General features: G+C 64.8%; 22 protein-coding genes. 9 read left to right on the top strand and 13 right to left on the bottom strand.

Features of this window, described 5'->3' with window-relative positions; all coding sequences use genetic code 11:
• Positions 1-5: 5 nt before the first annotated feature.
• The 5 genes from ON44_RS12625 to ON44_RS12605 are packed head-to-tail and all read right to left on the bottom strand — an operon-like array spanning position 6 to position 5,289.
• Positions 6-1,022: a phosphotransferase family protein gene (locus ON44_RS12625; RefSeq protein WP_040689431.1), complete on the bottom strand. Its 1,017-nt coding sequence runs from the start codon at positions 1,020-1,022 to the stop codon at positions 6-8.
• The gene (locus ON44_RS12620; protein ID WP_040689429.1) at positions 1,019-2,230 is read right to left on the bottom strand and encodes an acyl-CoA dehydrogenase family protein; all 1,212 of its coding nucleotides are present in this window, start codon (positions 2,228-2,230) and stop codon (positions 1,019-1,021) included. The genes ON44_RS12625 and ON44_RS12620 overlap by 4 nt, the downstream gene beginning before the upstream one ends.
• A gap of 44 nt (positions 2,231-2,274) precedes the next feature.
• The gene (locus ON44_RS12615) at positions 2,275-3,804 is read right to left on the bottom strand and encodes a GMC family oxidoreductase (protein ID WP_169338060.1); all 1,530 of its coding nucleotides are present in this window, start codon (positions 3,802-3,804) and stop codon (positions 2,275-2,277) included.
• Positions 3,805-3,853: 49 nt separating this feature from the next.
• Positions 3,854-4,051, bottom strand: a complete 198-nt coding sequence (locus ON44_RS12610; RefSeq protein ID WP_040689427.1) for a ferredoxin — start codon at positions 4,049-4,051, stop codon at positions 3,854-3,856.
• Positions 4,048-5,289 (bottom strand): cytochrome P450, encoded by a 1,242-nt coding sequence (locus ON44_RS12605; protein WP_040689426.1) that lies wholly within the window; start codon positions 5,287-5,289, stop codon positions 4,048-4,050. The genes ON44_RS12610 and ON44_RS12605 overlap by 4 nt, the downstream gene beginning before the upstream one ends.
• 472 nt (positions 5,290-5,761) lie before the next feature.
• Between ON44_RS12605 and ON44_RS12600 the strand changes: the two genes are divergently transcribed.
• Positions 5,762-6,721 (top strand): NAD(P)-dependent oxidoreductase, encoded by a 960-nt coding sequence (locus tag ON44_RS12600; RefSeq protein WP_373283152.1) that lies wholly within the window; start codon positions 5,762-5,764, stop codon positions 6,719-6,721.
• Positions 6,722-6,800: 79 nt separating this feature from the next.
• Here ON44_RS12600 and ON44_RS12595 read toward each other — a convergent pair whose 3' ends face one another.
• From ON44_RS12595 to ON44_RS12575, 5 genes are all read right to left on the bottom strand, one after another.
• Positions 6,801-7,913 (bottom strand): ABC transporter ATP-binding protein, encoded by a 1,113-nt coding sequence (locus ON44_RS12595; protein WP_040689422.1) that lies wholly within the window; start codon positions 7,911-7,913, stop codon positions 6,801-6,803.
• A 10-nt stretch (positions 7,914-7,923) separates the two neighbouring features.
• Positions 7,924-8,718, bottom strand: a complete 795-nt coding sequence (locus ON44_RS12590) for a carbohydrate ABC transporter permease (protein ID WP_245567124.1) — start codon at positions 8,716-8,718, stop codon at positions 7,924-7,926.
• A 74-nt stretch (positions 8,719-8,792) separates the two neighbouring features.
• Complete coding sequence (locus tag ON44_RS12585) at positions 8,793-9,761, bottom strand: carbohydrate ABC transporter permease (protein WP_040689418.1); 969 nt, start codon at positions 9,759-9,761, stop codon at positions 8,793-8,795.
• A gap of 2 nt (positions 9,762-9,763) precedes the next feature.
• Entirely contained in the window at positions 9,764-11,116 is a 1,353-nt protein-coding gene (locus tag ON44_RS12580; protein WP_040689417.1) for an ABC transporter substrate-binding protein, read from the bottom strand.
• Positions 11,113-12,117 (bottom strand): sugar-binding transcriptional regulator, encoded by a 1,005-nt coding sequence (locus ON44_RS12575; RefSeq protein WP_051181930.1) that lies wholly within the window; start codon positions 12,115-12,117, stop codon positions 11,113-11,115. The genes ON44_RS12580 and ON44_RS12575 overlap by 4 nt, the downstream gene beginning before the upstream one ends.
• An 87-nt stretch (positions 12,118-12,204) precedes the next feature.
• Here ON44_RS12575 and ON44_RS12570 point away from each other — a divergent pair, with 87 nt between their 5' ends.
• Positions 12,205-13,713, top strand: coding sequence for a mannitol dehydrogenase family protein (locus ON44_RS12570; protein ID WP_040689414.1), 1,509 nt, complete (start codon positions 12,205-12,207; stop codon positions 13,711-13,713).
• A gap of 5 nt (positions 13,714-13,718) precedes the next feature.
• Entirely contained in the window at positions 13,719-14,732 is a 1,014-nt protein-coding gene (locus tag ON44_RS12565) for an NAD(P)-dependent alcohol dehydrogenase (RefSeq protein WP_040689412.1), read from the top strand.
• 11 nt (positions 14,733-14,743) lie between these two features.
• Here ON44_RS12565 and ON44_RS12560 read toward each other — a convergent pair whose 3' ends face one another.
• Together ON44_RS12560 and ON44_RS52450 are read right to left on the bottom strand one after the other, a co-directional pair.
• On the bottom strand, positions 14,744-15,613 hold the full coding sequence (locus tag ON44_RS12560) for a dienelactone hydrolase family protein (protein ID WP_051181934.1): 870 nt from the start codon (positions 15,611-15,613) through the stop codon (positions 14,744-14,746).
• On the bottom strand, positions 15,613-15,783 hold the full coding sequence (locus tag ON44_RS52450; RefSeq protein ID WP_245567125.1) for a hypothetical protein: 171 nt from the start codon (positions 15,781-15,783) through the stop codon (positions 15,613-15,615). Before ON44_RS52450 ends, ON44_RS12560 begins: the two co-directional genes overlap by 1 nt.
• On the opposite strand from ON44_RS52450, the gene ON44_RS12555 reads away from it, so the two are divergent.
• Positions 15,703-16,698 (top strand): GlxA family transcriptional regulator, encoded by a 996-nt coding sequence (locus ON44_RS12555; RefSeq protein WP_040689457.1) that lies wholly within the window; start codon positions 15,703-15,705, stop codon positions 16,696-16,698. The two genes, ON44_RS52450 and ON44_RS12555, sit on opposite strands and share 81 nt — an antisense overlap.
• A 548-nt stretch (positions 16,699-17,246) precedes the next feature.
• On the opposite strand, the gene ON44_RS12550 is transcribed toward ON44_RS12555, so the two are convergent.
• Positions 17,247-17,591, bottom strand: a complete 345-nt coding sequence (locus ON44_RS12550; RefSeq protein WP_245567122.1) for a putative quinol monooxygenase — start codon at positions 17,589-17,591, stop codon at positions 17,247-17,249.
• Positions 17,592-17,920: 329 nt separating this feature from the next.
• Here ON44_RS12550 and ON44_RS12545 point away from each other — a divergent pair, with 329 nt between their 5' ends.
• From ON44_RS12545 to ON44_RS46695, 5 genes are all read left to right on the top strand, one after another.
• On the top strand, positions 17,921-19,099 hold the full coding sequence (locus ON44_RS12545; protein ID WP_040689454.1) for a hypothetical protein: 1,179 nt from the start codon (positions 17,921-17,923) through the stop codon (positions 19,097-19,099).
• Between the two features lie 317 nt (positions 19,100-19,416).
• Positions 19,417-21,279, top strand: a complete 1,863-nt coding sequence (locus tag ON44_RS12540; RefSeq protein WP_373283151.1) for a VMAP-C domain-containing protein — start codon at positions 19,417-19,419, stop codon at positions 21,277-21,279.
• A gap of 199 nt (positions 21,280-21,478) precedes the next feature.
• Complete coding sequence (locus ON44_RS12535; protein ID WP_218007551.1) at positions 21,479-22,024, top strand: AAA family ATPase; 546 nt, start codon at positions 21,479-21,481, stop codon at positions 22,022-22,024.
• A complete protein-coding gene (locus tag ON44_RS51915; protein WP_218007550.1) occupies positions 21,997-22,239 on the top strand; it encodes a hypothetical protein in 243 nt (80 codons plus the stop codon). The genes ON44_RS12535 and ON44_RS51915 overlap by 28 nt, the downstream gene beginning before the upstream one ends.
• Positions 22,236-25,698 (top strand): SAV_2336 N-terminal domain-related protein (locus ON44_RS46695; RefSeq protein ID WP_218007549.1); only part of this gene is annotated, 3,463 nt, incomplete at its 3' end. The genes ON44_RS51915 and ON44_RS46695, both read left to right, overlap by 4 nt.

The following is a 25,698-nucleotide window of genomic DNA, read 5'->3' as shown; positions in this document are numbered from 1 at the left end:
GTGGTTCACCTCCGACGTAGTGCCCGTAAGCCTGCGGCCATGAACTCCGGTGTCGCCTCGGCCGCAGCGGCCGCGCCGTTCCCGGCGTCGGCACCTTGCCGAGCCCGGTGGGTGATTCCCTCACCGATGACCGCGAGCTTGAAGTTGGCGAGGGCGAGATAGAAGTTCCACTCGCCCAAGTCTCTCCCTGATGCATCGGCATACCGCTGTGCCAGTGCATCCGCAGGAGGAAACCGCGGGCTCGTCCACGCGGCTTCGGCTCCGAGGACGTGATCGAATGCCGGAGACCGGTAGACACACATCAGCGCGACATCGGTGAGCGGATCGCCGATCGTCGAGAGCTCCCAGTCCACCACGGCGCGGACGATATCCGGTCCGGCCAGATCGAGAATGGTGTTGTCGATCCTGAAGTCGCCGTGCACAATTGCGGCACTCGACGCCTTCGGGACACGTTCCGCGAGGGCCTGAAAAAGAGTCATCGCGTCACCGAGTTCGCGCGTCTTCACCCGTTCCCATTGACTTGCCCACAACGTCACTTGACGGGTGAGGAATCCGTCGGGCCGACCGAACGATTCGAGTCCGACGGCGCGATAGTCGACAGCGTGGAGTTCGACCAGCGCCGCCACCAACGCCGAGGTACTCATCTCCACCTGTGCGTCGGTCAGGCCGGCGAGATCGTGTCGATCCCGCACCACTTGGCCCGCAACGAATTCCACGACGGTCATGGGTACGCCGAGTGCGGTGCCCGCCGCATCGAACGCCACGGTTGCGGCGATCGGCACCCGGGTGCCTTGCAAGGCGTGCGCAACGGTGTACTCGCGGGCCATATCGTGTGCGGATGGTGTCAGCCCGCTGACCGGCGGGCGACGGACCACCCACGTCGACTCGTCGTCGCGAACCCTGTAAGTCAGGTTCGAGCGGCCGCCGCTGATCGGTTCGATCACCAGCTCGCCACGTACCTCGACCCCGCGGTCCACCAGGAACCGGTGCAGCGCTTCGGCATCCATACCCGGCAGCGTCATGCGGAATCCTCACGAATCGCGCGTTTCGCCGCACCGACGCTCCGTTTGGCGATAGCCCAGCGATGGACCTCGGAGGGACCGTCGTACACCCGAAACGGTCGCACCTCACGTGCCAGCCGCGCCAGCGGCAGATCCTCGGCCACGCCGAGGCCACCGCACATCTGCGCGGAACGGTCAACGATTCGGAATATCGCCTCTGCGGCAAAGGTTTTCGCGATCGATGTGGCGTTGGACGCGGCACCGCCGCGGTCGAGTTCCCAGCACGCCCGGACGAGCAGCGACCGGGTTGCCGCGATATCTATCTCGTTGTCGGCAACCATTTTCTGAATCATGCCGAGATCACCGAGTTTCGCGCCGAATGCCGCGCGCTGCGCCACATGGTGTACGGCGATATCGTGGCCGCGGCGCGCGGCTCCGAGCCATCGCATGACGTGCGTCATCCGGGCCGGTCCGAGCCGAACTTGCGCATACTCGAAGCCTCTATCGACCGCACCGAGCACCGCGGAATCGGGCACCATCAGATCCTCGAAGGTGACCTCACAGTGACCACCGAGCATCGAGCGGTCCGCTGTCGGGATGTGGCGCCCGACGTGCAGTCCTGGTGTATCGGCCGGAGCCAGGAACATCGTTGCGCCGCCACGCTCCCCCGGCTGACCCGACGTACGCGCCATGATGATGAAGAACCCGGCGCCGTCGGCTCCGGTGATGAACCATTTGCGTCCGTTGATGCGCCACCCGGCCGCTGTCCGCTCGGCCCGGGTCGTCAGCGCCGATGGATCCGAGCCCGCGCCCGGAGCGGGCTCGGTCATCGCGAACGCCGACCTGATCTCACCGGTCGCCAAGGGCGCAAGGTATTGCGACTTCTGCTCCGGGCTCGCGACATGCGCGAGCAGGTGGACGTTTCCTTCGTCGGGCGCCGCGATGTTCAACGCCATCGGACCGAAAAGTGAATACCCGGCCTCCTCGAAGACCGGCGCCCGATCCGACATCGACAATCCCAGCCCGCCGTACTCGACCGGCGCATGCGGGGCGAAGATGCCCGCGTGCCGGGCGGCCGCCTGTAGATCCTTGCGCACGATATCGCCACCAGCGGCGGTGATATCGCCGCCGTGCCGGTCTTCGATCGGCACGACGACCTCGCGGGTGAATGCTCGGGTCCGTTCGACCAATGCCGCGATCTCAGCCGAGTACGCCAAGTCGATCGCCATATACCTACCTATCGCCTGATCAGTACGACTCGAAATGCCTCGAGCTACCTGAATATGTCCTTGATGAAGTCCGCGCACCTTTCGGCGATCATCATCGTGGTGGTGTTGGTCGGCACACCGACGATGGTCGGCATCACCGACGCGTCGGCGATGTACAGCGCATCGAGACCGTGCACCTTGCAGTCCTGTCCGACCACAGCCCACGGGCTGCCCGCTTCGCCCATGGCCGCGGTGCCCACCGCATGCGCGTAGGTGTTCTTTGCTTCCAGGACCGCCTGGGTGAGTTGACCGGTCGTGACCGCCGACGGCCCGGGCCACAACTCTTCGCCGACGTATTTCGCGAGCGGTCCGGACTTCATCACCTGCCGCGTGAGTTCGATGCCGCGCACCAGGCGGCGCAGATCGTCGGGATGATGCAGGAGATTCAGCAGGATGCGCGGATCGGTGCCGGGATCAGCGGATCTGATCTCGGTGGAGCCGATCGAGTACGGCCGAACGAGACCGACCGCGACCAGAATCGAACCGGGCTCGAGGGTGAACGGGATCATGTGCAGGTCGATCTCCGCCGAACCGCCCGGCCCAGCCGCGCTGGTCGTGAGCACGACCTGCAGCGGTGGCAGGAGTTCACCGATGGCCTCCGCATCGCCGGTATAGGTCATGTACACCAGGGGATGATCGCGGAGATTGCGCCCGACGCCTTCCAGTGGCACTTCAACCGGGATGTCCAACTGCTCGAGCACTTCCGCGGGTCCGATTCCGGATCGCATCAGGATCGACGGCGTACCGATCGATCCCGCGCACAGCACCACCAGATCCGCGTCGATGCGTTCGCCGTCGGCGAGCACGACCGCACGTGGTCGGCCGTCCACGATCTCGAGCCGATCGACATCGGCGCCGCCACGCACAGTGAGGTTCTTGCGACCACGGGCGGCCGCGAGATAGGTCACCGCGGTGCTCTGTCTGACTCCGTCCTGCTGGTTCATCGGGACCGGGCCGACGCCGAGCTGGCTTTCACCGTTGAGATCGTCGACCACCCGGTAGCCCAGGCTGGCGGCCGATTCGACGAAGGCCGCCATGAACGGCCGCAGACCGTCACCTTCGCTCCATCGTTTTATCGGGACGGGTCCGTCGGTGCCGTGCAGTGGACCGCCGACCGGATCGCGCTCGAGTCGCTTCAGATACGGCAGGACCTCGTCCCAGGACCATTTGTCCAAGCCGAGTCCGACCCACTGTTCGAAATCGCGCGGAGTCGGGCGCAGCGCGTTCGTCGCGTTGACCGAGGACGATCCACCCATCACTTTGCCGCGCAGCACTGGAAGTACGCCCTGCTCGACAATGGCGAAGGTCGGGGCATTGGCAGAACCGGGGATGTGGTCCTCCGAGACATAGCCCCAGTCATGTGAGGTGAACCCGAAGGTAAAGGCATCCCTCACGTGCTCGTGCAGGTCGTCGAGCGACGGATAGTCGGGCCCCGCCTCGACGAGCACTACGTCATTGTTCTCGTCCTCGGACAGCCGGGCGGCCATGACACAACCGCCGGAGCCTCCGCCGACCACCACTATGCGTCTTGCCATTTTTGTGTCTCCTCGATGAGCGTGTGGGCATTCGGGTAGCGACAAGTCACTACGCGCCCAAGGTGATAGCCCCTTCGGGGCAGGTCGCGGCCGCATCGGCCGCGGCCTCGGCCTGATCGTCGGGCACCTCGATCGGCTGATCCCGCATCGCGACGAAGCCCTCGTCATCGCAGGTGAGCAAGTCCGGAGCCATCGAATAGCAGCGGCCGTGCCCGGTGCAGCTCGCGCCGTCGACCGTGATTCTCACGACTGCACCGCCCAGGCCAGCGGAAGCCGGGTCAGCGTCATCATCGCGCCGCCGCCGCGCTCGGTCAGCTCTTCCTCGCCCGCGATGTGGAAGTCCGGGATCACCCGCAACCACTCCTCGACGGCGATCCGCAGTTCGCGGCGCGCGAGATGGGAACCGAGGCACCGGTGCGGGCCGTTCGCGAAGCCCAGGTGTTGATTGCGCCGGCGATCGATGACGAACTGATCGGCCTGGTCGTACGCGCGCGGATCTCGGTTCGCGCCGGAGACGAGCGCGTAGACCATATCGCCCTGCTTCAGCTGAACACCGTGAAACTCGATGTCGCGAGTCACCTTTCGGCCGTCGCCGAAAACGATGGTGTATAAGCGCAGCACCTCCTCCACCGCGGACGGGATCAGCTCCGGCTGTTCGATCAGCTGCCTGCGATGTTCGGGGTGCGTAGCGAGGTGGCGGAACAGGTAGCCGAGGGTGCCGCGGGTCGTGTCGAGCCCGGCCAGCACGAGCACCGTGAGCATGTCGAGCATCTCGGCGTCGGTGAGCGGACGATCGTCGAAGGTCGAATGCAGCAGGTGCGTGGCGAGATCGCCTTGACGAGGCACCGGATCGGCCCGTCGCTGGGCGAGGGCGGCCACCCAGTACTCGCGGATACCCTCGAGCGCCTTCCCCATCGGCTCCAGACCGGCGGGGTCACCGCTGAACCCGCCGAAGAAGTCCTCGACCCACGGCACGAAGAGGTCCGCGTCGGACGGATCGATACCGATCACGCTGAGGAACGCCTCGGTGGGAAAACGCAGGGCGAATTCGCCGACGAAGTTGGACCCGCCGGTGGGGGCCACCTCCTCGACAAGTTTGCGGCACCGGTCGCGCATCGTCTGTTCCGCCTCGTCGATCGCGTGCGGCGAGAACCACGCGTTGACGATCTTGCGGTACTTGATGTGGTCGGGCGCGTCGATCTGCGTCGGCACGAAGCGGTAGATCGGATCCGGCTCCCAAGGTGTGATCGACTCGCTCGAGAACACCTCCGGCAATTTGTAGATGTCGCGTACCGCGTCATGACGGGTGAACACCCAGTAACCCTGGGCGACGGTGTTGAAGAAGACCGGGCTCGTCTCGCGAAGTTCGTCCGCCAGCTCCCAATGTCGGCCGGCCGCCTGCGGGGGTGCGAAGTCGCGATGCATGACGGGGCATCCGCCCAGGTCTCGATCGGGTGTCTCGGAACGGCTTGTGGTCTGCGTCATGGCGACGTCTCCTCGGTCGGTTTCGACGCCAGCATACTGAACTGATTTCACTTTGACTAGCGCGTCGAATTGCCTGGACAGAGCCCTGACGGCACGGCCCTGTTGCCAGCTCAGCCTCGACGAGACACCATTCAGTAATGTCAATTGGCTATTAGTTGACCGCTCTGGTAGGCCAACGGACACGCAGCACGGCGACGCAGCCGGACAGTTTCGTGATGAACCCCGCCGACGGCATGAACCTGCGACGAGGCACAGCCTGCCGAGCGGCTCCGCGCAGTTGGCTGAGGCTTCGTGCCCGCAGCCAGACCGGGTGGGATTTGAGCACTCGGGACCCGACCCGACTCGATCGGGACCGGTCACCAAATCGGACCCATTACGGCGATCATCAGCCCCGCGGGCCGTCCGAACCGGCTTCGCGCATCGGGATCGGCCGCCGCAAGGGTGGACGATGAATTAGTCCGTACCGGCCCAGTTGCACGGGCCTTCGACCAGAAAATGGCCGCCGTTCAGTCGATCGGCCGAGGACGACAACGAGGAGTGTGCGATGACTGGAATGACAGTTGGTTTCGTCGGGCTCGGCGCGATGGGGCAGGGCATGGGCGCCAGCCTGCTTCGGGCAGGCCATCGGCTCCTGGTCTGGAACCGCTCCCCCGAGCCGGTCGCCGCCCTGGTCGCACAGGGCGCCGACGCGGCCGGGCGCCTCGCTGACGTATTCGCCACCGACACGGTCGTCTCCATGTTGGCCGACGACCATGCCGTGGAGCAGCTGCTGGACCCGACGCTGCTGGCCGACGCGACGGCAGCCGTGCACCTCAACATGGCGACGGTATCGATCGCACTCGCCGAGCGGGCCGAGGCCCTGCACAGCGAGCACGGCATCGGGTACGTCGCCGCGCCCGTCCTTGGCCGGCCCCAAGTAGCTGCCGCCGGAGAACTGAACATTCTCGCCGCCGGTGACGAGACGGCGCTGGCGAAGGTAGCACCGCTGCTGTCCGCGATGGGCCGGTACACCTGGCATTTCGGCACCCGCCCCAGCCACGCCAACGCCGCAAAGATCAGCGCCAACTTCCTGATCGCCTGCGCCATCGAGTCCATGGCCGAGGCGTGCACTTTGGCGGAGTCCCACGGCGTCCGGCCCACCGACCTGATCGAAATGCTCAGCGGCACACTGTTTCCTGGGCCGATCTACTCAGGCTACGGCGCAATGGTCGCCGAACGCCGCTACGAGCCAGCCGGCTTCCGGCTGCCACTCGGCCTCAAAGACGTCAACCTCGCGCTCACCGGCGGCGCCGCGGCGAACGTCCCGCTGCCCTTCGGAAGCGTGCTGCGCGACGCCTTCCTCGACGCCCTCGCCCTCGCCCACGGCGACGGCGATAAGGACTGGGCCGCCGTCGCCGCCGTGGCTCGGCGCCGGGCCGGGCTACCGGCGTAGCGGCGCCGCGCCATCCACCGTCGGCATCAGCCGCAATAGGAATCATCAGCCAAGCGCTTCATTCAAGATCAACCACGAGCTAGTCGGCGATGCGCGTTCCGTTCACGGGATGGAACAGATGTACCGAGGCAGGGTCGCTGACCTGTAGCGTGACCGATTCGGCGAGTTTGGCTGGGGCGCGGGTTGCCGAGCGGGCGACGAAGGTGAACGGTTCGCCGTCGAGGCCGGCGATCGGCGCACCCGGTATGCGCGCGTACACATAGGATTCGCTGCCGAGTTCCTCGACGAGTTCCACGGTAACGGTGAAACCTGTTCCGTCGCGGCGGAGTTCGAGCTGTTCGGGCCGGATGCCGATGGTCACCGTGTCCAGGCCCGCTTCGGCGAGGCGGGTCATCTGTGCACGCGGCAATTCCATTGTGCTGCCTGCGATGTCGACGCCACCGGAGGTGAGGGGCACCCGGAACAGGTTCATCGACGGTGACCCGATGAATCCGGCGACGAACGCGTTCGTAGGCCGGTCGTAGAGCTCGGCTGGTGTGCTGAACTGCTGCAACCGGCCGTCGCGCAGTACCGCCACCCGATCCCCCATGGTCATGGCCTCCACCTGGTCGTGGGTTACGTAGACGGTGGTGGTGCCCAGCCGCCGCTGCAGCGCGGCGATCTGGGTGCGGGTCTGCACGCGCAACTTGGCGTCGAGGTTGCTCAGCGGCTCGTCCATGCAGAACACCCGCGGCTCACGCACGATCGCGCGCCCCATCGCCACCCGTTGTCGTTGTCCGCCGGACAGTTTCGCCGGTTTGCGGTCCAGATACGGAGTGAGACCGAGCAGTTCGGCGGCTTCGGCGACACGGCGTTTGCGTTCGGCCACCGGCACTTTCATCATCTTCAACGCGAAACCCATATTCTCCCCGACGGTTTTGTTCGGGTACAGCGCGTAATTCTGGAACACCATGGCGATATCGCGGTCCTTGGACGACACACCGACCATGTCCTGACCATCGATGCGGATGGAGCCGCCGTCGATCTCCTCCAGACCGGCGAGCATACGCAATGCGGTGGATTTACCCGAGCCCGACGGCCCGACCAGGACGATGAACTCACCATCGGCGATATCGAGGTCGAGCGAGTCGACCGCGAGCGTTTCCGCCCCCGGATAGACACACGATGCGGAGTCGTAATGGATTGTGGCCATGAGTTTTTCCTTACTTGATGGCGCCGAAGGACAGGCCGCGCACCAGCTTGTTCTGTGCGAGCCAGCCGGCGAGAACGACAGGCAGGGCACTGAGCACCGCGGCCGCGGACAGTCGCGCCCAGTACAGGCCCTCGCCGGTGATGAAGCCGACCAGGAACACCGGAATCGTCTGTGCCTGTACGGCGGTCAGGTTCACCGCGAAGAAGAATTCGTTCCAGGAGAAGATGACGCAGATCAGTGCGGTGGCGGCGATGCCGGGTGAGACCAGCGGCAAGATCACCTCGCGCACCGCGGTCCACAGGCTCGCGCCGTCCATGCTCGCGGCCTCGAGTAGTTCGCCGGGCACCTCCAGGAAGAACGAGCGCATCATCCACACCGCGATCGGCAGATTCATCGCGGTATAGAGGATGACCAGCGCCCAAATATTGTCCAGCAGACCGATATTGCCGACGATCACATACAGCGGCACGATCGCCGCCACGATCGGCAGCATCTTGGTGCCGATGAAGAACATCAGCGCGTCACGGGTGTTGCGCACCGGACGCAGCGACAGCGCGAACGCCGCCGGAATCCCCAGGGCCAGTACGAGAATCGTCGACATCCCGGTGGCGAAGGTGGAGTTCAGCAGCGTGGTGCCGATACCGCTGTCCAGCACCGCGGAGAACTGGTCCAGCGTCGGGGTGAAGAACAGCTTCGGCGGATCGGTGTAGGCGTCGCCCTCTTGTTTGAACGCCGTCAGCACCATCCACAGCACGGGGAAGAACATTCCGATGCCGATCACCCAGGCCAGCACACCCCACAGCATGCCGCCCCGGTTGCGCCGACGACGTATCGGAACCTGCTGTGCCACAGTGGGTTTGTCGGCAAGCGCATGCGCGTTCATGCGGCTTCCTCTTTTCCGGTGAAGGACTTGAAAAGCAGTCGCAGCGCGAACGTCGCGACGATGGTGGTGGCGATGACGGTGACGACCCCCATCGCCGCGGCCTGACCGATATCGAAACCGAGGAAGGCGCGCTGATAGATATAGAAGGGCAGGTTGGAGCTGGCGATGCCCGGCCCGCCCGAGGTCATCATGTACACCGCGTCGAAGGTGTTGACCAGGTAGATCGCCCCCAGCACGGCCCCCAGTTCGATGAACCGGCGCAGATGCGGCAGGGTGAGCTCACGGAAGACCTGCAGTGAGTTCGCGCCGTCGACGCGGGCGGCCTCGACGATATCGCGTGGCATCGACTGCAGCCCGGCCAGGATCAGCAGCATCATGAACGGCGTCCACTGCCAGACCAGATCCGCCATCACCGCAGGCAGCGGATACTTGCTCACCCAGTCGATCTGGCCGGCGCCGAACGGTTTCAGTACGAAATTCACCAGCCCGAAGACCGGATCCAGCATGGTGGTCTTCCAGATCAGCGCCGCCGCGACGGGAGTCACCAGAAACGGCGTGATCAGCAGGGTGCGGACGATGCCGCGACCGAAGAACGCACGATCGAGCAGCAGTGCCAGCAGCAGTCCGAGGATCACCGAGATGATGACGGTCCCGACGATCATGATCACGGTGTTGAGCGCCACCTGCCGGAACTGGCTGTCACGGAAGACATCCGCGTAGTTCTGCAATCCGATGAAATGCCGCGAGCCAGGCCGGACCAGATTCCACGATTGCGTCGAGTAGTACAGCGTGAAGACGAACGGCACCTGGGTGACCACGACCATGAAGATCAGGGCGGGTAACAGCGGGCCGCGCCTGCGCCAGCCTTCGGCCCGGGCGAGCCGGTCGCGCCGCGCGCGGATCGGCGGTGGTGTTTCTTCCGTGGTCGACTCGGAATCCGCTGGTGCTGTGGTGGTTTCAGACATGACTACTGGTTCTCTCGATACGACCGGCCGACCGCGTCGGCATATTGCTGGGCTTGGTCGAGTGCGTCATGGACGCTGATCCGACCCGCGACGGCGGCGCTGATCTGCTGGCTCACTCTGGTTCCGAGGTCCTGGAACTCCGGGATGGCGAGGAACTGAATTCCGGTATAGGGCACCGGCGCCACGGTGGGATGTTCCGGATCGGCCCCCTGCATCGACGAGAGCGTCAACGGTCCGTATGCCTTCGACGCCGCGGCGTATTCGGGAATCTGATAGGTCGACATCCGGCTGCCCGGTGGCACATGTGACCAGCCGAGCTTCTCGCCGACCATCTTGATGTAGGGCTTACCGGTCATCCACGAGATGAATTTCCAGGCCGCATCGGGTTTTTCACTGGATTTGGGAATCCCCAGCGACCAGGTGTAGAGCCAGCCCGAGTTCGGCTTCTGCATGACCGGTGCCGGCGCGTACCCGATCTTGCCGACCACCTTGCTGGATGCGGGATCTTCCAGCACCGAGACCGCCGAGGTCGCGTCGTACCACATGGCGGTGTTGCCCTGGGACAGCTGTGTGGCGCACTCGCTGAATCCGCTGGCGGCCGCGCCGGGTTCACCATGTTCGCGCACCAGGTCGATGTAGAACTCGACGGCACGAACCACTTCGGGACTGTTGAGCTGGGCGTGCCAGTTCTCATCGAACCAGCGTCCGCCGAAGGTGTTGATCACGGTATTCAGCGGCGCGAGCGATTCACCCCAGCCGGGCTTGCCGCGCAGGCAGATACCGGAGCGACCACCGGCGGGATCGTCGAGTTTCGCGGCGGCCTGGGCGATTTGATCCCAGGTCGGTTCGGCGGGCATGGTCAGGCCCGCCTGTTCGAACAGATCCTTGCGGTACATCAGGAACGAGGATTCGCCGTAGAACGGCACGGAATACATATCACCCTGGTAGGACAGGGACTTCTGTAGCGACGGGATGAAATCCTGGGCGTCGTAGCCGGGCGTCTCGCGCTCGTAATTCGACAGGTCGACCAGCCAGCCGTTCTTGGCCCACTGCGGGGTCTCGTAGTTGCTGATCATCACCACATCGAATTCGCCACCGTGGGTGGCGACCGAGGCGGTGATCTTGGCGCGCGCCTGATTCTCCGACAGCGAGACGAATTTGAGTTTGATCCCGGGATTTTCGCGTTCGAACTCACCGGACAGCGCGATGGCGTCCTGCATCTGTGAGTTCGAAACCATCGCGATGGTGACGGTGTCGCCGCTGGAGGTGAACGACCCGGCGCCCGCGCAGCCGCCCACCCCCATCACGGCCGCGACAGCCAGTGCCGCAGCGGCTTTCGCGTGGTATCTGTTCATCGGCCAGAACTCTCCTTCTTTTCCAGCAGCCACCGCGCGCACTCGATATCGGTGACGAGAATGGTGGCCAGTCCGCCCCGCAGCGCACCGAGGACGGCTTCGTGCTTGGCCTCTCCGCCGGAAATCAGCAGCGAGGTCGGGCAGGCCCGGATGGCGTCGAGGCCAACCGAAACCGTGCGTGCGGCAAGTGATCCCGCGACATCGCTGCCGTCGGCGCGGAAGAATCGGCCGCCGATTTCGCCGACTGCGCCCAGTTCGCGCAGTTCGTCGAGGATCGCGGTGTCGAGGTAGCTGCCCTCGAACAGAGTGGTGGCGGTGGAGACCGGTCCGACGCCGAACATCATGACGTCGGCATCGCGTCCCAATGACATGGCACGGCCGACCAACGAATCCTGTTCCAGCGCGGTCACGGTCGCCGGATCCGCGTAGAGCGGTGCGTGCAACCGAACGGGAGTGGCCTGCAACTGTGTGGCGCAGCGGCCGAGGGTGTAGTCCACGCCGGTCTGGTAGTCACCTGAGGTCATCGAACCGTCCAGCTGGACAACGGTCGCGCACTGCGCCGACTTCGTCCACAGTTCATGCGCGACCGCGATGGTGTCCGGCCCCCAGGTGAATCCGAGGGTGTCCGCCGTCCGCAGTCGACGGTTCAGGACGCCGACCGCGGCACGCCCGAACGGGAGCAGGCTTGCCTGGGATCGGTCGGGTACCTCCCCGAGCACCACCGCCTCGGTGAGCCCGAACCTCGCTTCGAGCTCACTCTCGACATCGGCATGCACGGCCGAACGCAGCTCGTCCGGGACATTGATCTCGATGCGCACCAACCCCTGCGCCCGGGCGCGGGCGATGAGCCGCCCCGCGGTTGGGCGGGAAACACCCAGCTTGGCGGCGATTTCCGCCTGGGTGGCGCCTTCGAGGTGATAGAGCTGCGCAGCCCGCAATGCCAACCGGATATCGTCCGGATTGCCCGGCCGGGACGCTTCGGTAGCCACTGCGCTCCTCATTGATGCGTGATCATCTGCTCAGCAGGTGAGCTATTGTTCAGGAGGCTACCATCGGAGTGTGACGTACACAACAGTCGAAGGGGCGTTATGAACGGGGCCACAACCACGGCACTATGTGCCGACACGATCGACGGGCTCGCCCCGGAAGTTTCGGTGCCGACCTACGACCGCAGTCGGATCCGCACCGGGATAGTCCATTTCGGTGTCGGCGGGTTCCATCGCGCCCATCAGGCGATGTACATCGATCGGCTACTGGAGCAGGGCGGCGCGACCGACTGGGGTATCTGCGGAGTCGGAGTGCTGCCCGCCGATCGGCGCATGCGCGATGTGCTCGCAGCACAGGACGGCCTGTACACCCTGTCGATCACCGAGCCGGACGGCACCTGGCGGACCCGCGTGATCGGCTCGATCATCGAATACCTTTACGCGCCAGACGATCCGGAAGCGGTGATCGAGAAGCTGGCCGATCCGGCGACCCGGATCGTCTCACTCACCATCACCGAGGGCGGATACAACTTCTCCGCGACCACCGGCGAATTCGACGCTGCTGCTCCGGCGATTCGGGCCGATCTCGCGCCGGACCGCCTGCCCCGCACCGTATTCGGGCTCGTGACCGAGGCGCTGGTGCGCCGCCGGGCGCGGGACATCTCACCGTTCACCGTCATGTCGTGCGACAACATCGAGGGCAACGGACACATCGCGCGGGCCACCTTCGCGGCGTTCGCGCGGCTGCGTGATCGCGAGCTCGGTGATTGGGTCGAGAGTGCGGTGCGGTTTCCCAACTCGATGGTCGACCGCATCACGCCCGTGACACCCGCAGGGGCCTCCGCCGAGCTCTCGCGCCGCTATGGCCTGGAGGATCGGTGGCCGGTGGTGACCGAACCGTTCACCCAATGGGTGCTGGAGGATTCGTTCACCCTCGGCCGTCCCGACTTCGATGACGTCGGGGTGCAGCTCGTCGCGGATGTCGCACCGTATGAGCTGATGAAACTGCGCTTGCTCAACGCGAGCCACCAGGCACTGGCCTATCTGGGATATCTGAGCGGCTATCGTCTCGTGCACGAGGCGGCCCAGGATCCGGACTTCCGCCGATTCCTGTTGCGCTACATGGACCGTGAGGCAACACCCACCCTGCGCCCGGTGCCCGGCGTCGACCTGGACCGCTACAAACACACCCTCATCGAACGGTTCTCCAACCCTGCGATCGGCGACACCATTGCCAGACTGTGCGCCGAATCGTCGGACCGCATCCCGAAATGGCTGCTACCGGTCATCCGTCAGCAGCTCGATAGTCACCATGGCTCCGGCGAGATCGACTGTGCCGCAACAATTGTTGCCGCATGGGCGCGCTATGCCGAAGGCTTCGACGAGCACGGCGAGCCGATCGATGTGATCGACCGGCTCCGCGACCAACTGACACCGCTGGCCCGCCGCCAGCGCGAGGATCCCACCGCATTCCTCAGCGACAGAACAGTATTCGGCGATCTGATCGACCAACCCCGATTCGTCGACGCCTATGTCACGGCACTGCGTTCACTACATGCTCGTGGCGCCGAGGCGACGGTGGCCGAGTTGGCACGCGACGAAAGGCAGTGACACCTATGCGCTCAGCGGTCTTGGAAGCGGTCGGGAAGATCGCGATCGTAGAACGTGCCGTACCCGAACCCGGTCCGGCCGAGGTACTCATCGAAGTCAGCGCGGTCGGTGTCTGCGGCTCCGACGTGCACTATTTCGAGCACGGCCGGATCGGCGACCACGTCGTCGACCAACCGTTGGTGCTGGGCCACGAAGCCTCCGGTGTGGTGGTCGGATTCGGCGCCGGCGCGCGCCACCATCACCTCGGACAACGAGTCTCGCTCGAGCCGGGGGTACCGGACTTCACCTGCCGTCAATGCCGAGCGGGCCGATACAACCTGTGCCCGGACATGCGGTTTTTCGGCACACCTCCGATCGATGGCGCATTCTGCGAATACGTTGTGCTGCACCAGGAATTCGCGCATCCGGTGCCGGATTCGCTGACCGACGAGGCGGCCGCGCTGCTCGAACCGTTATCGGTCGGCGTGTGGGCGTGCCGTAAAGGACGGGTTGGTGCGGGCGACCGCGTGCTGGTGAACGGCGCGGGTCCGGTCGGGCTCGTCACCGCGCAGGCCGCGCTGGCTTTCGGTGCGTCCGAGGTCGTGATCACCGATGTGAACCCGCAGCGGCTGGCACTGGCCATCGAATCGGGCTGCACACAAGCGGTGGACGTCGGCCGTACTCCACTGCGCGACATCGGATTCGAACCGAATGTCCTCCTGGAATGCTCCGGACATCCCACGGCAATCGGCGACGCGGTGCGCACGGTTGCGAGAGCCGGGCGGGTGGTGCTCGTCGGCATGGGCGGCGACGATATTCCACTCCCCCTGCCCTACCTGCAGGAACACGAACTGGAGTTGACCGGAACATTCCGCTACGCGAACACCTGGCCGACCGCGATCGACCTCGCCGCCACCGGACGAGTCGATCTAGACCGCCTGGTCACCGGACGCTTCGGCCTCGATCAGGTGGCCGCGGCATTGACCAGCGGCCGGGACAACCGCGGCTCGATCAAACCGATCGTGCTTCCGGGCAGTTGATTCGCTAGCCTCTATTGACCCGCGCCCTGCTCGGCAAGTCTCTCAACCAGAAATGCGATGATCTCGTCGCGGACCGCTGCGGTGGGTTCGCCTTCGGCATCGATCAAATGAGCCGTCACAACGCTGTGCGCGCAGCCGACGAACTGCTCGAAGAACGGCGGCGGGGCGGGATTCGCCGCGGCAGCGGAAAGCACGCGAGGCTCGAAACGAGAGCCGAGGGCCTCGGTATAGGCGGCGAAACGCGCTGCGGTGCAGAAGCGGTCGCCTTCGAAGCGGTAGGCGCGCACGACCAGATTCTCACGATCCAGAACTTCGCGGACAGACGCCAGGTCCTCAGGTGAAATCTCCAGTCCAGCAGGATTATCCAGCGGCAGGGAAGGCTGGCAGAGCACGGGCGCGAGCATCGACGGCTCCAGCATCATCGTCAGGGCGAAGTTCCCGGTAAAACACATTCCCACCGCGCCGACTCCAGGGCCACCGCATTCCCGGTGGGCGAGGGCAGCCAGGGCACGCAACCAGTCGGCGACCGGACTCGCGGCGCCGCCGCCGAAAGCACGGAATTCGGCACTGACACAGGCACGTTTGAACACTGCGAGCCCCGCTTCGGCCTCCGGGTAGGCGCCATCGCGGCCGAACAGCGACGGCATGTACACCGTGAGCCCGGCGTCCCGGACCCAGCGGGCGAAGCGGGCCACATCGGGGCTGATACCGGGCATTTCGGCCATCACAATGACCGCCGGTCCGGTTCCCGACACGTACACCGCGCGTGCGGCACCGTCGAACGTGACCGTCCGGCGGTGGAAGTCGTCGAGCCGATCATCGCGGCCATGATCAAAGGAGGGTTGCTGCACATTCACACCCTGCCGGTCCCGGGCGGGCATCACCATTGACTGAACCGCCACTTTTCGGTCCAATCTTGCCAATGATCACCCATCTGATCCTCGAGGGTGTGCTCGAAGGAGCGCTCGGCATGGGCATCGACATCGTCGACACCGCCGCCGGACTCGCCCAGGACCACACTCCCCCGCACCGCGACCATCTGCTGCGCCAACGCGTCATCTCCCTCGATGGCAGACCAGTGCGATCCGGAAGCGGACGATCAATTCCAGTAACAACCGAAAGCCCCTCCGCCGCTGTGAAATTCGGTTCAAGCGACATCTTGGTTCTTCCGGGTCCGTCTGCCGCGACCGAAGGACGAATTCACGAACTTCTGTCTCGCCCCGACACTGTGCAAGCCATTGAACTGATCCGACAGGCCGCCGCCAACGGCGCAACCGTCGCCGCTTCCTGCTCGGCAACCTTCATCCTCGCCGCCTCCGGCCTGCTCTCCGGCCGCACCGCCACCACAACCTGGTGGCTCGCCCCTCTTTTCACCCGGCGCTTCCCCGACATCACCGTCCAGATCGACCGCATGGTCATCGACACCGGCCCGGTCGTCACCGCCGGCGCCGCCTTTGCCCACGCCGACCTCATGCTTGCCCTCATCGCCCGCCTCCACAGTGCGGCGCTGGCCGACCGCGTAGCCCGCTACCTCGTCCTCGATTCCCGCATGTCCCAGTCCCGGTACATGATTCTCGAACACCTACGCTCCACCGACCCCGCCCTGCGGGCCCTTGAACACCACATCACCGCCAATCTCAGCCGCCAGCTAAGCCTCGCCGAACTGGCCAGCGCCGCATCCGTCTCCGCCCGCACCCTCGCCCGCCGCACTCACACCCACCTGGGCATGTCCCCCACCGAATACGTCCACCGCCTCCGCGTCAGCCACGCCGCAGCCCTGCTTGTCACCACCGACGATCCAATAGATGCCATCGCTGCCGCCGCCGGCTACGCCGACCCCTCTGCCTTCCGCCGCATCTACCGCCGCCACACCGGCGAATCCCCCACCGCCACCCGCACCCGCGCTCAAACCTCGACGCCGAACCGACACCACAGCTCGGTTGCACCGCAGCCCATGCCGCGATGAGACTTCCGGCGTCACAACCGACAGCGGGCGCTGGGACCTGGAGGTCGATGCCTCGGGTTGCCCTCGAGGTGTTAAAACAGAACACCAACCACCGTGCGAGCAGAGCTATTGGCTCACGCCTCTGCGGGGTTTGGTGTGGTCGGAAGACACGTCGGCTGAGAAGCGGCTGATGACCGCGGTGACGACACGTCTGATCGAATCCACGGCCACCACACCGGGATTGCAATCGTTCGCGGTGGATGTCGTTCGACGGCTGAACGTGTCGTCGACTCCGGTCAGCGGTTTCGGCGATCTCGTCCGAGCACTCCGGCGAATAACGGTAGCCATACGGTAGCTAGTTGAAGAACTCATCTATGCCGGACGTCCAGCGCGGCCACGGCGACGCCAGATACGGCGGCTACCGCCCTTGCGGGAACCGTTGTGGGAGAAGGTCTTCGGAATCATCCCAGCATGCTAGTAGCGGAGGCTTCGTCTGGTCGCCCCGAGTTCCGGAACGCGCGCCGGAATGACGGGGCCAGGTGCCGCATGAATCTTTGCGGTACACAACACTAGGGCTCTCGAGTCGCGGCCCCCGGAAACCCTTCGAACATCTTCGGCGTCAGAAATTCGACACGGTTCGATTCGACGTAGTTGTCACGTTGTTCCAGGAAGTATCGGGTATGCGGCTGACGCTGGTGATCCTCGAACGCCTTGCGGTCGCGGTAGACCTCGTAGATCACCCGCGACCGGGGTTCGCCGTCGACGGTATGTATCACGTAAAGCAGTGTCCCCGGCTCGTTTTCGGCGATGCGATCGACGGCATCCGCGGCGAGGCGATCGAAAACGTCTGCGGCATCGGTATCGTGGAGCACCAACTTCACCACCAGGGCGTACATATCAGTACGGTAGCGCATCAATACCCTTGACCCAGTGTGAACGCTGGGCGTTAGCCACCGGTACGGCGGTCGAGCCGTGCAGGAGCGGCCCCGGCGTGGCGCGCGACCATCTCCGCCGACGAGAGATATCTAGCCGAAGTAATGTCCTCCGCGTGAAAGTTCCGTTCCACGACCGCAACTCGTGATGCCGGGCCGCGAATCGCATGTAATGCCGAGCCCTCGCAAGTAGATTCCTTAACGTCGACTCGAGGCACGTGCGAATGGTGTCGCAGGGGCGGACCGAATGGCTGGAGCGGGCGGTTCCAGCCGCGCGGCACCCGGGTCTTGGGATGTATGAGGGGGAGCTGATGACGCACCGGACGACACTGCTGTTCGTACACGGCACCGGGGTCCGCGGTGTTCGATACGCACAGACGCTGCGGACGATCAAATCCTGTGTCGAGTCGAGGAACTGGCCTCTCACGGTGGCGGGGTGCTTCTGGGGCAATTCGGCCGGAGCTCGCCTGCGGCTCGAGGGGCGATCCATCCCGACCTACGACGATTCGAAGGGCAAGGGGCGGACACCGGAACAGGAGCGGCTGGAACTCTGGGCGGTCCTCTATGTGGACCCATGGTACGAATTGCGGCTGCTGCGGGGGATGCCGCCGACACCACATTACGGTGGGCAGACCCCCGCCGCGGCCATGCGGGCCAGTCTTACGCGATTCCGCCCCTCCGCGGCGCTTGCCGACAGCCTCGCCGAACTCGACCTGACCAACCAGTTCGCGGACGCGCTCACCGCCATGCGTGCGGCCGAGGTATTCGAGCAGGCGATCGCCACCGCGCCACCCAACCCTCTGGAACATCGTTGTGCGATCGCACGAGCATTGATCGCGCACAGCGTCGCAGCGGCCATGGCCGAAGGGCTCCCGCCGCTGGGCGGTTCGACCCGCGAGGCATTGGTGACGCAACTCATTGCCGACCTGCGCGGGTCCGGGCTGGGGGTGGGGAACTTCCTTGTCGAGCATGGCAAGCGATACCTCTCGCGGCCGATCACCCGCAAGCTGGTCGGTGAACGTGGCGCGCTCACCGATGCGGCGGCCCCCCTGGCGGGCGATGTGTTGCGCTATCTGGCCAGGGGACAGCAGATGACCACGCTCTTGCGGAGCGCGATCACTGACGCGGCCTCCGATTCGGTGGTGCTGCTGGGACATTCGCTCGGCGGCATCCTCTGCGTCGATCTACTCGCCCGTGAGCACATTCCCGCGGTGCGGGGTCTGGTGACGGTCGGTTCGCAAGCGCCCTTCCTCTATGAGATAGGCGCCTTGCCGAGCCTGGAGCCGCCTAGCTCGCTGCCGGAGCATTTCCCGCCCTGGGTGAATATCTATGATCATCGAGACCTGTTGTCCTATACCGCCTCCGGGGTCTTCCCGAACCGAGTTGTCGACGTGCGCGTCGACAATGGCGAGCCCTTCGCCGCGTCGCACAGCGCCTACTGGTCCAACGAGGCGGTCTGGACGGCGATCGAGTCCGTGCTGCCGCGATGAGAAACTTCGACCCTGACCGGGTACTCGTGATCGCGGTCGGCATCGACGAATACCGGCAGTCGGCCATGCGGCTGTCCGGCGCCGCGGCCTACGCCGAGCGCTTCGCGAAGTGGGCGCTGGAGCAGGGTGTGCCGGCGAAGAACATATTGCTCGCGTGCAGCGACACCGACCCGATCTCCGGGACTCGCAGATGGGAGCCGACCCAGGCGAGCATCATCGATCTGCTGAAGGACGCCGCCGGAAGATCCGATCCCGAGAGATCCGATCCGGAGGAACCTGCGCTGGAGCTGCTGCTGATGTACTGGTGCGGACACGGGGTGCTGAAATCGGGCCGGAAGCGTGCGCTGTTCACCTCCGACGCCGAGTCGGGCGCATTGCGTGTTCATGTCGTCGAGGAAATTCGGAACTATCTGAGCTCGACAACCGTCAAGGGGCTGGATAGTCAGATCATTTTCATCGACGCATGTGCGGACTTCTACAACGAGATGCATTTGAATGAAAGGCTCGTCAAGACCACGCTGAATATCGGAAACCCGAAGAGGATCAGGCAGTACGTTCTGCACTCGACCAGCGAGGGGCAGAGTGCCTACCATGACAACATCACACGGTCGAACGCCTTCTCCGACACGGTATTTCAATGGTTGGAGACGATGCTCCCGGGGACACTGGCTCCCAATATCGAGACTCTCAATGTCATGGTGACCGCACGCTTCGAGCAGTTGAAAGCGGCCGGCGGTCCCGAGCAGACACCGATCTGGCAGGTCGAAGACACCGGTGGCACCAGTTATACCTTGCCGACCGTGCTCGGTCAGGAAGGAGTCCAAGGTCTCCCCTTTCGCTATTTCGAGAGTTCCTATGCCAAGTTGCTCAAATGGTGGAAGGACGCTCAGAACTTTCCGAACACTGAAGACGGCATACTGCCCGATATCCGTCAGCAGTTGATCGCCGCGTTATCGAACGATGCCGTCGACACGCGCGTCGACAATCTCGATGCGACGGAGTTGGTCGCCCGGGTATTCAGCACGAACCAGGTTGCACGTCTATTCGAAATTCTGCAAAGTTACGCCACGACGGCGTCGTTGACTATCGATCTGACGAAGCTCGGCATCGAGTGGTCGCAGGACCTGGATATCGCTCGCGTCGAGCAGCATTTCCCGAATGTCACCAACCAGATGGTGGTGAACGCGTATTGGCGATCGATGCCGAGCGTCCCCACTGATTCGCCCATGTATATCACGGCTGCACTGCGCAGTCTTGTCGGCCTCTCGGAGCGAGAGGGACAGAAGCCGCTGCACCGGTTTGTCGCCGCCCTCGAAAAGTCAGCCAAGCGTACCGTTCCCGACCAATGGTTCAGAATTCCTTCAGGTCAGCTCAAAGCACTACGCAGAGATGCCGCTATCTCGCACATCGAAAACCGCCGACTTGTCATAGACATCCTGAGCAGTCAACACGATATGAATCGGTTCGAGCCGCCTTTCGAGATCGGTGTGCACTGCTATGAGCCGGGCAAAGGTTGGGTTCACGACCGGCCCGAAGGCAACCTGACGTTGGTGGAAGTGCGGGCCAAAGTGAACCAACTCTTGGCAGGCGGCGCCGATAAATGTGTGCTCGGATTCAGAGTTCCGCGTGCGGCATTCGACGAGATCCCCGAATCATGGGAGTTCAGTGACGGTTTCACCGCGCCGACCTCACATTGGTGTTTGCGGCCCACGTTCCTGCACAGTGCCGAGCGCATGCGCAATCCCAGATTGTGGAGTAACTGGATGATCAAACACCCGAGGATCAGAACCCGGCTCGAGGATCACCCGGACGATCTATTGGCCTGGATCGAGCACACGGAGCCCGAAACCGTGCACAGCCAGGTCAGCTCCTCCGAATCCGCCTGCATAGGAATGGCGTTCGCCCCCGCGGTGAACGGGTTCGACCTGCATCAGGATCCGCTTATGGCCGCCATCGTGGCCGGTGCGCCCTACATCCTGTGGAGCACGTACGACGGCGACAACCCCACGACGACACGACAGCAGGTGAAAGAGTTGGTTACCGGAGGTCCGTTCGACGAACTGCCCGCGCGCCTACACTACAAGCGGAAGAAGGCCGTGGGAGAACTCGGAATCGCGGTTCGCCTGCTCTGGGACGACCCCGATTTGCTTCCGCCCCAGCCAGATATGCCCGGTATGTAGGGAGGGATGCGTGGTGACCGAGCAGCCTCAGGTGCGACGATACGCCGGTTCCGATGCAGCGACCCCATCGACCGATCTGATTCCGCCGGCTCCGCCGTGGCGCGTATTCGACCGGTCAGCAGCATCCGAACCGGACCCCTTTCGAACGACCGAAGCCATGGTCGACGCGGTGAACGCCGCGCTGACCCTGCGCCGACCGTTGCTGCTGACCGGCCGACCGGGGTCGGGCAAATCGTCATTGATCGAATCCGTTGCCCGCCAACTGGATTTGGGACCGGTGCTGCGCTGGCCGATCACCTCCCGATCGACCGTGGACGACGCCCTGTACCGGTACGATGCCATGGGGCGCCTGTACGCGGAACGATTGAACGACGGCGAGCCGACTGCGATCAGCGACTACCTGCGGCTCGGCCCGCTCGGCACCGCCTTGCTGCCGAGTTCCCGTCCGCGTGCGCTGCTCATCGATGAGATCGACAAGGGTGATATCGATCTTCCGAACGACCTGCTCAATGTCTTCGAACGCGGCGAATTCGAGATCAAAGAGCTGGCTCGCCTGAGAATCAGGGCCCGTTCGAGATTCAGCACGCCGACAGCACCGAGTACTCGCCGATCGCTCAGGGACGCGTGGTCTGTCAGGAGTTTCCGTTCGTCGTTCTCACCAGTAACGGAGAAAGGGAATTTCCGCCGGCCTTCCTGCGCAGGTGCATCCGGTTCCGGATGCCCGACCCCAAAGAGAAGGAACTGACCGCAATCGTCACCGCCCATCTCGGCGAAGCCGCCGTAGGCGCGGCCACGGATGTGATCAAAACCTTCGTCCAGCGGTCGACGGATCCCGGCGCGGTGGCCACCGATCAACTGATGAACGCCATCTACCTGGTGACCGCGCAAGCACCCGACGAGCAGGAGAGACGACGTATCGTCGACCTCGTCCTCGCAAAATTGAAATCCGACAACGCATGATCGAGACGCTGGTCGCGGCACTGAATACGAGAGATTCCAGGCTGGACTGGCGAGATCTGGCCGATTCGCTGTGGCTCGCCATCCACACACCCCGGTCCGGGGATGAGCAACACACCGAACCCGTCAGCGCACCAGCTCAACCATCGAAGGCGACCGCGGTGGGTCATTCCCCGGCTGTCGGCTCCCCCTCCGCCGTCAATCCACCGGTCGGCAGGGAGCCGTCTCCTACGATTGCGTGGCAACGAAATCCGCTTGAACTCGAGCTCGATCGGGCCGACACCGGCCAGTCCGCGCCACCCACGATCACACCCGGCGGGCTGGAATTCGCGCCCGACCACGAAAACGAGTCGCTGCCCGGCGAACTGCGAATCGCGCGCGCCTTACGTCCGCTCCGGCATCGTCGCCGTCCGAGCCGGAACACCACGACGAACACCGCACTGAACGTCGACGAAACCATCGAGCATTTCTGCCGAACCCGCGAACTCATCCCCATCCTCGAACCGGCTACCGAGCGGTGGTTCCGGGAGGCCGCCGTCGTCGTGGACGGTGGGCCGACCATGATCGTCTGGCGTGAAATGGTCGCCGCCTTCACACGACTGCTCGGGCGCGAAGGCGCTTTCGAGCGCGTCACCCAGTGGACGCTGGACTACGAGTCCGGTCCACCGGTCCTGCGCGATCGCGGCGGAACCGGTTATCCCACCGGACAACTCGTCGATTACGCCGGGCGGCGGTTGATTTTCTTGTTCAGCGACTGCGTTTCCGAGCTATGGCGTGACAGCCGGGCAGCATGGGATGTGCTCGAACTGTGGGGTCGATTCGATCCGGTCGTGCTCGTGCAGACCCTGCCGTGGCGACTGTGGCCGGCGACCGCGCTCGCCTCCGGTGAAGTGGCGGTATCGGGGCAGCAGCGCGGGAACGCCAATCGACTGTTGCGCGTGCGGCTTCCCTGGTGGTCCATGGAGGAACACGCCACAGCCATCGGAACACCGATCGTCACCCTCGACGAGTCCATGCTGGGCGACTGGGCCCACATGTTGATGGCGCGCGGTCGGCGTTCGGTTCCGGGCGTCATCGCACCGGTGCTGGAACAATCGCCGATCGCGAGCCGGCCCACGAAGTCGGACATCGACCCGCGCGCGATCGTCGAGACCTTCCACGCGACCGCGTCCGAGCCGGCGACTCGATTGGCTACACTGCTCTCCGCCGTTGAAGTCGACTTGACGATCGCCAGACTGATTCTGCGCGAACTCGTTCCGGGCGGACGGCAGGTGCACGTCGCCGAGGTACTCGCCAGCGGGTTGCTCCAGCGCCCGAAGCCGAATACGCCCGAGAGTTTCGACTTCACGCCGGGAACTCGCGAGATCCTGCACGAATCCATCAGTAAGACAACCGCTTTGGACGTATGGAGGACCATCGCGCCGCACCTGGAGCGCACCGGCCGCAAGGGGGCCTTCTCGATCGTGCTCGATCGGGCCGCACGGAAGGGGCAACAGACCACGGCCATGGCCAGGATCGCCGGTGAACTCGCCGACCGACTCGGTATCGAACCATGGATCGAAGCCCCGCTCGCCGCCGCGACGGTGTCGGAGTCCGAGTCGGAATCCCGCTCGCTGATGGAGTGGACCGCGCAGCAGGAGCGACGCCGCGTCGAATTCCGCACCCGGCTGCTGACTCGCGCCATGGGAAACTACGACGACAAGGGCTGGTGGTTCTGCGGGCGTCACACCGCACTGGCCGCCATCGCCACCTGGCTCACCCACCCGGAACCCGATCGGTCGATGCTGGTGGTCACCGGTGCGCCCGGCTCCGGCAAGTCCGCCGTTCTCGGGCTCATCACGGCACTCGCGGATGCCGAGTACCGCACCAACGCCGTCCAAGTCCTCGACCTGCCGCCCGAGGTCATCCCGGCGGTAGGCGCGGTGGATGTGGCGATCTACGCCCAGAACCTGGGCGTAGATCAGGTGCGCGACGGTATCGCGGCCGCCGCGCGTGTCACCGCCGCAACCGTCGACGAACTCGCGCGAGCGCTGGCGCAGCGGACAGCGGTGCTGACCGTTCTGATCGACGCCCTCGATGAAGCCACCGACGGCCATGCCGTAGCCGGAAAGCTGTTGCGTCCCTTGATCGATCGAGCAGGCGGTCGGCTACGCCTGCTGATCGGCACTCGCCGAACAGTGCTCGAAGACCTCGGTGCCGACCGTGACACCATCGATCTCGACTCGGCACAACACGCCGACTACACGGCGACGATCGACTACATCGAACGGGTTCTGCGCGGATCGTCCCCGGGAACCGTCTACGCCGATTGCGAACCGGATCAGGTCCGAGCGATCGCCGCCGCGATCGCCGATCAGGCCGACGGATCGTTCCTGGTCGCCATGATCGTGGCCGCGGCACTGTCCGGCACGCGCGAGATTCCCGACCCGGACGATCTGGAGTGGCGGCGGAGCCTGCCCAAACTCCCCGGCGAGGCGATGGCGCACGATCTGCGATCCCGCCTCGGCGATGCCGCAGCCCGCGCGCAGAATCTACTGCTTCCCTTGGCTTTTGCCGAAGGCCAAGGACTGCCGGACAAAGAGCTGTGGGCTCCGCTCGCCTCACGCATCGCGGCCGTCGAATACAATCACGACGATTTGACCTGGCTGTTCCGCACGGCCGGGTCCTATGTGGTCGAAGCCCGCGAAGCCGGATACTCGGCCTACCGCCTCCATCACCAGGCCCTGGCCGAGTATCTCGCCAAGGATCTGGCTCACGACGCAGTGCACGCGATGTTCGTCGAAGTCCTGCGTCAGCGCGTACCGACGCTCCCCGACGGCAGTCGTGAATGGTCCGGCGCGCACCCGTACATCCTGCGCCACTTGGCCACACACGCCGCTCATGCCGGGCTCGTGGACGAGCTGGTGACCGATATGGACTACCTCGTTCACGCCGAACCCACCGCGCTGCTGGGGGTCTTGAGCACCGTCGTCACCGCGCCCGCGCAGTTGATCCGAGCGGTGTATCGCTGCTCCGCCACCCATCACCGCCGCCTCCCGCCGGCGGGGCGCCGCCAGATCCTGGCCGTCGACGCCGCCCGGTTCCAGGCCCGAGACCGACAAGAGCAACTGAATCGCACCCTGGACTGGCCTGCCCGATGGGCGACCGGCAACCTCATCGATCCAGCGCACCGGGCCACTCTCACCGGTCATGTGGGCGCGGTGACGTCGGTGGCCTGTATGACCATCGATGACCGACCGGTCGCCGTCACCGCCGGACACGACCGGATGGTGCGAGTGTGGGACCTCGACGCGGAGCTCGAACGTGCCGTCCTCACCGGCCACACCGACTGGGTGATCGCGGCGGCCTGCACCGTCGTCGACGGTCGTCCGGTCGCTGTCACCACCTCGTTCGACGGGACGGTGCGGGTGTGGGATCTGCGCGCCGGGGCCGAGATCCGGGTATTCACCGGGCACACCGACG

This window comes from Nocardia vinacea NBRC 16497, from assembly GCF_000308835.1.
Classification (GTDB): domain Bacteria; phylum Actinomycetota; class Actinomycetes; order Mycobacteriales; family Mycobacteriaceae; genus Nocardia; species Nocardia vinacea.
This window is presented reverse-complemented; position numbering and strand designations above follow the sequence as displayed.